This is a genomic window from Xenorhabdus yunnanensis, assembly GCF_028598805.1.
GTDB classification, from domain to species: domain Bacteria; phylum Pseudomonadota; class Gammaproteobacteria; order Enterobacterales; family Enterobacteriaceae; genus Xenorhabdus; species Xenorhabdus yunnanensis.
In genome coordinates this window covers 20,692-27,258 of record NZ_JAQRFI010000052.1, presented here as the reverse complement: position 1 = coordinate 27,258, position 6,567 = coordinate 20,692, and the positions used below count along the sequence as shown (strand labels likewise).

General features: G+C 38.3%; 5 protein-coding genes and 1 tRNA gene. 2 read left to right on the top strand and 4 right to left on the bottom strand.

Going from position 1 to position 6,567, the window contains the following annotated elements:
• Positions 1 to 158 precede the first annotated feature (158 nt).
• Positions 159 to 1,166 carry a hypothetical protein gene (locus PSI23_RS17100; protein ID WP_273556220.1) on the top strand — a complete coding sequence of 336 codons (1,008 nt, stop codon included), beginning with the start codon at positions 159 to 161 and terminating at the stop codon, positions 1,164 to 1,166.
• 48 nt (positions 1,167 to 1,214) lie between these two features.
• Here PSI23_RS17100 and PSI23_RS17095 read toward each other — a convergent pair whose 3' ends face one another.
• The 4 genes from PSI23_RS17095 to PSI23_RS17080 form a co-directional block, all read right to left on the bottom strand.
• Positions 1,215 to 2,756 carry a phosphoethanolamine transferase family protein gene (locus tag PSI23_RS17095; RefSeq protein ID WP_273556219.1) on the bottom strand — a complete coding sequence of 514 codons (1,542 nt, stop codon included), beginning with the start codon at positions 2,754 to 2,756 and terminating at the stop codon, positions 1,215 to 1,217.
• A gap of 467 nt (positions 2,757 to 3,223) precedes the next feature.
• Positions 3,224 to 3,300 (bottom strand) — tRNA-Pro (locus PSI23_RS17090).
• A gap of 75 nt (positions 3,301 to 3,375) precedes the next feature.
• Positions 3,376 to 5,115, bottom strand: a complete 1,740-nt coding sequence (gene yejM / locus PSI23_RS17085; RefSeq protein ID WP_273556218.1) for an LPS biosynthesis-modulating metalloenzyme YejM — start codon at positions 5,113 to 5,115, stop codon at positions 3,376 to 3,378.
• Between the two features lie 30 nt (positions 5,116 to 5,145).
• Positions 5,146 to 5,373: a YejL family protein gene (locus PSI23_RS17080; RefSeq protein ID WP_273556217.1), complete on the bottom strand. Its 228-nt coding sequence runs from the start codon at positions 5,371 to 5,373 to the stop codon at positions 5,146 to 5,148.
• A gap of 116 nt (positions 5,374 to 5,489) precedes the next feature.
• Between PSI23_RS17080 and yejK the strand changes: the two genes are divergently transcribed.
• On the top strand, positions 5,490 to 6,497 hold the full coding sequence (gene yejK, locus PSI23_RS17075) for a nucleoid-associated protein YejK (RefSeq protein WP_273556216.1): 1,008 nt from the start codon (positions 5,490 to 5,492) through the stop codon (positions 6,495 to 6,497).
• Positions 6,498 to 6,567 lie beyond the last annotated feature (70 nt).

The window sequence follows — 6,567 nt, the reverse complement described above, 5'->3', positions numbered from 1 at the left end:
TTTTAAAATTATCGGTAAATTTTTGGGGTGATTTTCGTTTCATAAAGACACCTTAATTAAAGTCATTCTATTCCTTTACCAAAGTGTCCGAATTTATTAAAGCACAACAGGCTACTCACATGCCAATTTCTTCAACAGCCACTTCGGAGCCTAATCTCATGACAAAAGTATTTAAAGTTCCCTTTGCAGCGCAGGGAGATAGAGTTTCTATTCCTGATGAAGTACAACTAGATGGTGCTGTCTCGTATGGTCAAGGTTACGGGGAGTCTTACGGGCGTGACCAAAATGAAGATCCTACCGCAAGGGAAATAGAACGTGAAAAGATGAATGGTATTTTTCACGATATCACCGAAGCAGTGGGTGAGATGCAGGCCTTTGGCGCAGCACAATGGAGCAGTGATGCACAACCTTATCCTCTGCGGTCACTGGTCTATCACAATCAAAAAATTTGGCAATCGCGCCTTGCGAATAACAGGGAAGAACCAGAGACCGGTATAGCTTGGGTAGAGCTCAAGGCTGATCTGACTGCTGCTGAGGTGGACGCTTATAGCAAAGAAGAATCTGATGATCGTTTTCAGCCGAAAGGCAATTATGCTCCTGCTGGGGACTATGCTCTAAAAGGTGAAAGTTACACCAAACCGGAGTCTGATTCTAAGTACCAACCCAAAGGTAACTATCAGCCAGCAGGCAATTATGCTCCTGCCGGTAACTATGCCCTAACAGGGGAAAGTTACACGAAAAGAGAGTCAGATAGTAAGTATCAACCGCGAGGGAATTACCAACCAGCGGGGAACTATCAACCTGCCGGTAATTACCAACCTGTTGGTAACTATGCACTGAGGGGAGAAAGTTATACCAAAGGAGAGAGCGATGGTAAGTATCTACAAAAAGATTCAGGGACTCGCCGAACTCAAGAAAAAACTGTTTGGTATGGTTGGGTACAAGATAGCGGAAATATGGTATGTACTGAAAACATAGCTGGTTGTTTAGTTTATATTAAACTTGATAATGGTCAATGGATGCCTTTAGAAGTGCCTGTTAATCGGAGAGTGTTTATTACACAATGGCCTGCTGGATGGTGGGGGAGAATTGAATTTATACCACCGTCAACATTGAGATGGCAAGATGGGGCACAAATAATGGTCGAAGTAGTATTGTCAAAATAGAAATAACTTACGACCACACAGTCCAAGTGGTCGTAATAATATGTTAGTTTACTCTATTTGTGAAAATGGCAAAACAGATTCATCTGCTGTTAACACTCTATCATTATTTCTTTCTCTATTAAGAATTGATGGTTCAATATCGTATCCTATAAGTTCTGATAATATGTATTTATTCATTAGTCCACTTAAGTAACCATCTTTATTTCGGAATGATTCTATAAATCGGCAATTATATTTGTCATCATTTGATTTGTACATAAAAGGAACGAGATATTGATCTCTACCTTTTTGATAACCATGACCTTTATTAACAATTTCTCCATGGTCAGAGGTGTATATCAATGCGTAGTTGATATTTTCTTTATTAAGAGTGTCATATATGCTTTCTACAACTCTATCTGTATGATGGATAGTTAAGTCATAGTTGTCACCATTTGGTAGTGCTAACTTATCATCATCGTCGTAATTTTTATAAGGCATATGGCTGCCATGAAGATGAATTACAATAAATTTATTTCCTTTATTCTTAGAAAGAATGTTGCTTAATAGAGGACTTAAGTTGTTATCTTTAAACTGTGTTAGTTTTATAACATCTGATTTTTTTGCAATAAAACCATATTTAGATGAGTGTAAGCCATCCAAATCTTGTGAACCTAACCAATATGTTTTATAGCCATTCGCTTTAGCCATTTCTATTACTGACTTATTTTTAAATAAATTCTCTTCGTTCTCCGGGGTATGAAAAGCAAGAGTCATAGAAACGGAGTTTCTTGTTATTGGTGCACTGGAATGCGCGTTATTAATTATACATCCTCCATTAGAAGAAAATATTCGGCTCATATTTGGAGTTGTGTTTAATTTATATCCATATGCACTATAGCGAGTTGATAATGATGATTCACCCATCACTAATATGATGACGTTAAGATTATTTTTTTCCTTTCCTAGTATTGAATTGTTAAATTCATCGATTTCATTTGTATTTGCATACTTATCATTTGAATTACTGGAAATATACAAGTAAGCAAGATCACCGATAACAGAAGGGTATCTATCTCTTATGAATCTACCTACTGTTTTATCATCTTCTCTTATATCTGCTAATAATTGTTTATCTATGGAAGAGGAACTAAGATAGAATGTAACGAAAAAAACAAACACAGGCACCATTTTAAATGCTACAGAGTAATGAATGTCTCTTGTTTTCTTAATTATTAAATAAGATAAAGCTATTGTGACCATTATTGACGGCAATAACATTATGAAGAATAAGTGACTAATCATATCTAATGATTCTTTTTTATTCGTCTCAATAAATGAATCGAGAATAGATACGGATATTCTTTCACCAAAAACAAGAGCATAATTTATTTGAATGGCAAGTAATAAAAGAAATATATATCCAAAACTACGCAGAATTTTATTTTTTCCCTTAATTAATAGGAAAATAGATAATAGCATTGCAAAAGTTGATAAGTTGGGTATGCTCGAATCCTTTTGAAAGATAAATGGGTTCAATAAGTAGGTTAAGCCGAATCCAATAACGATAGTTGTAATATATTTATTGTATCTATGATTAATCAGTTTCATGTTACGTTTTTTGATGAAAGATAAAGTTTGATATCATAATTATAGATTTCTTTGCACTATATCTCCACAAACATAAGCACTTTTTTAGAGTAAAAGTTCTTATTTTTATCACACTTAACAACTTTGGAATAAAAATTAGTCTTCCGAAATTTTGCTTATGTCAACAGGTATAAGCATATATGTGTTGTTGTCACTGTATTTTTCCGACTTTATCTTTGATCAAGGTGTATAAGGAAGATATCAATAAATATTTTTTCTGATGAATATCAACCAGAAATTATCGAAAAAAATAGAAAGAAAAAAGAAGTTTCAAACATTATTGAACAGCAGCAAAACCCATCCACAAACAAGCCCGCTATTGTCATTTTTTGTCGGCCATTTTACCAGAATTTTACCATCATTTTACCATGAGCAATTTTCAGGCATAAAAAAACCAACCGTAACAGGTTGGTTTTCTTGGGGAAATTTGGTCGGCATGATAGGATTTGAACCTACGACCCCCGACACCCCATGACGGTGCGCTACCAAGCTGCGCTACATGCCGATGACTTCTCCTATACTACCGTTTTTTATTTTCAAAGCAAGTCCCTAGTTTAGTGAGTGCTTGATTTTTAAACGATTAGTTTGCTAAAAATCGTTTCACCTCAGCTAATATTTGTAATAATTGGGCTAAATTTGGTTTAGTTTCCTGAATTTTATTGCCATCTAAATCATACAGATGATATTCCCCATCCTTGAAAAGGTAGACGTTATTTTTAGCCGTCGTGACAATTAATGAACCGTCATCACCAGTAATAAGCCATGGATTTTCTCTTTGAGCATTAAAGAGATCTTCACCCTGTGAGTAATCTGTAGGAGAATTAGTGGCGTGTAATAAACGGAGCATTAAGGTTGTCATGATATCTTGATGGCTAGTCAACTTATCAATAGCTTGTGCAGGGGTACCCGGCCACTGAATTATCAGGGGAACATGGATTTGTTCACGGTTGAATTTGTCACCTGTAAACCATTTCGCGCTGTTCACTGATGTTTTTTTGCTCGTCTTGGCTGTTATCACAATGATCGTTTTATTCAGGATGCCTTTACTTTCTAAAGCTTTTAAAACATGACTGATTTCAGTATCCAGCGCTTTCTTATCAAATTTGCCGGATGAAGGCTTAAAACCGTTAATATCCAGAAATGAGAACCATGGTGTAGAAGTATTGCGCATATCCAACCATTGATTCCATTGTGCCACAGTTAAATTATCGTTTTGTCTTTTGGCTTCTGGCAATGAATAGTCGGTCAATATGGCCTGGCGATAAAGTGGCGCCTGGAATCCATCTGAAGAGAAGAGGCCAAATTGATAGCCTTGATGTGTTAGGGCATCAACAAGTGCAGATGATTTTCTGGCGTTAAGGATGCCGTCTAGATAACCTGATGATATGCCATAAAATAAACCAAACAATGCAGTGTCGTTCTGAATGCCTGTGCTGAAATGTTGAGTGAACCGGATATTGTTCTTCGCGAAGTGCTCCAGAGTTGGCATATCATGGGCGATGTCTTGATTATCCAACCCATCCACGACAAGTAGAAGTAAGTTATAACCGCGTCCGGTATCCTGATAAGATAAGTTATTCAGCGGATAATTGACACTCAAGGCTGCGGGATTGCCTTGCTGGTTAATGCGGCGCTGAAATTCTTGATGATCCAGTAAACCATATTTTTCAAGGAATTTGCGGGCGGTCATTGGATAAGAAATTGGCAAGTTTGAACGCTGCATGGTAATCGGACGGTAGAAATTGGCATCCGCCCAGATGTACATGAGGTGTGAAGCGATAAAAGCAGTAATAAATACTGCTGCCAGTGGCCTACCAAATCGTTGGCGATTTAGGCTACGTAATTTTTGCCAGCTCCATGTACCAAAAAGCATCTGTATCAGGAAAATCAATGGAATACAGATGAACATGAGTTGCCATTCCCTTGTTAACTCGCCTTGTTCTGGGTTAGTAACTAGATTCCAGACTAATGAGGTTAAATGCAGGTGAAAGTGGACATAAACGGAGGAATCTAAGATCAGTAATGTTAAGCCTGCCGTTGCCAATGTGGCTGAAAGAAACCTCATTAATCGCTGTGACATGACGATAAATGTCAGCGGGAATAAAACAAGTAAGTAAATGGCAAAGACAATGAAACTGAAATGACCGAGCCAACTGACCAGTGCGTAGATGCGACCAAACAGTGAACCCGGCCAGTCAGACGCAAATAGATAGCGACTGCCCAGCACCAGACTGAACATAATGTTGAACAGTGCGAACCAGTGTCCCCAACTGATCATCTGAGAAACTTTTTCGCGGTAATGCTGACAGCTAGTCACCATATTTTCTTTACGTCAAGGTGTTAATTAAGATTAGTGCGCTTTATCTTCGTTGATTGAAGACTGTAACGCGTGTACAAACGAGTCTGCAATATGTTTGCGCTGTTCAGGAGCAATGTTCGTATTGATCAAATTCGTTACCATATTGCCCAAAACCATCAAAGTCAGGTCAGTTGGAGTATGGTTTTTCTCGAAAACATTTACTAACTCAGTTAGTAAATGTTCAAATTTTTCATCGCTATAGCGGGATGACTGTGGCATAAATCAAATATCCTGAATGTATAAAGCCCTATATCTTACCGTATAGAGGGGCGATTTTCCGCTTTTTTATAACAAATTAATTTTTTGTTACCAAAGTTGCAAAAGGAGTATAAATAATGAGTCTGGAAATTACCCAGATCGCGTTACATCGGTTGATTAAACGTGATGAGCAAACGTTGGAAGTAATTCTGCGTGATTCTTTGCTGGACACGAATCAAGTGGTTGAAGAGATGATGGCAGAATTACATCGTGTATATAGCGCGAAAAGTAAAGCTTACGGTTTATTTAATGGGGAAAGTGATCTGGCAGAATCTCTCCGTCATCTGCGTAAAGGAGATGAGGATTTTCTCGGTTTTAGTCGGGCTGCAACCGTTCGCCTAAAAGATGAGTTGGCGAAGTATCCGTTCGCAGAAGGGGGAACGGTATTGTTTTGTCAATATCGATATCTTGCCGTGGAATATTTACTGATTGCCGTTCTTAATAGTTGTAACAGCATGTCCGTCAATGATGAACTTGATGTAAATACAACGCAATATCTTGATATTCCCCATGCTGATATTGTTGCCAGAATCGATTTGACTGAATGGGAAACAAATCCTGAATCCAGCCGTTACCTGACTTTCCTAAAAGGTCGGGTGGGGCGTAAGGTTTCTGACTTTTTTATGGATTTCCTTGCTGCCAGCGAAGGCATGAATGCCAAAGTTCAAAATAAAGGTTTATTGCAGGCTGTGGACGATTATTGTGAGTCGGCACAGTTGGATAAAAATGAACGTCAGGCTTACCGTCAGCAAGTTTATGGTTACTGTAATGAGCAGTTACAGGCTGGCGAGGAAATTAAGCTGCAAGAACTATCTCAAGAGTTACCCTCATTGGGAGAGCAAAATTTTCAGCAATTTTCGCAGGGACAGGGCTATGAATTGGAAGAGAGTTTTCCGGCCGATCGCGGAACATTGCGCCAATTGACAAAATTCGCAGGCAGTGGGGGAGGATTAACTATCAACTTTGATGCCATGCTGATGGGAGAGAGAATTTTTTGGGATCCAGCAACGGATACGTTGACGATTAAAGGCACACCGCCAAACCTACGTGATCAATTGCAACGTCGTGGTGGTGGCAATCGCTAAACTGGTAACAGTGAAAAAATTAAGCTGTAGAAATAAATAACGCCGCATTTGCGGCGTTATTTACTCGGCG

Bases quoted from the DNA above. Each gene is read 5' to 3' on its own strand.
- PSI23_RS17100 (WP_273556220.1), top strand. From the start codon at position 159: ATGACAAAAGTATTTAAAGTTCCCTTTGCAGCGCAGGGAGATAGAGTT.
- PSI23_RS17095 (WP_273556219.1), bottom strand. From the start codon at position 2,756: ATGAAACTGATTAATCATAGATACAATAAATATATTACAACTATCGTT.
- yejK (WP_273556216.1), top strand. From the start codon at position 5,490: ATGAGTCTGGAAATTACCCAGATCGCGTTACATCGGTTGATTAAACGT.
- PSI23_RS17080 (WP_273556217.1), bottom strand. From the start codon at position 5,373: ATGCCACAGTCATCCCGCTATAGCGATGAAAAATTTGAACATTTACTA.
- yejM (WP_273556218.1), bottom strand. From the start codon at position 5,115: ATGGTGACTAGCTGTCAGCATTACCGCGAAAAAGTTTCTCAGATGATC.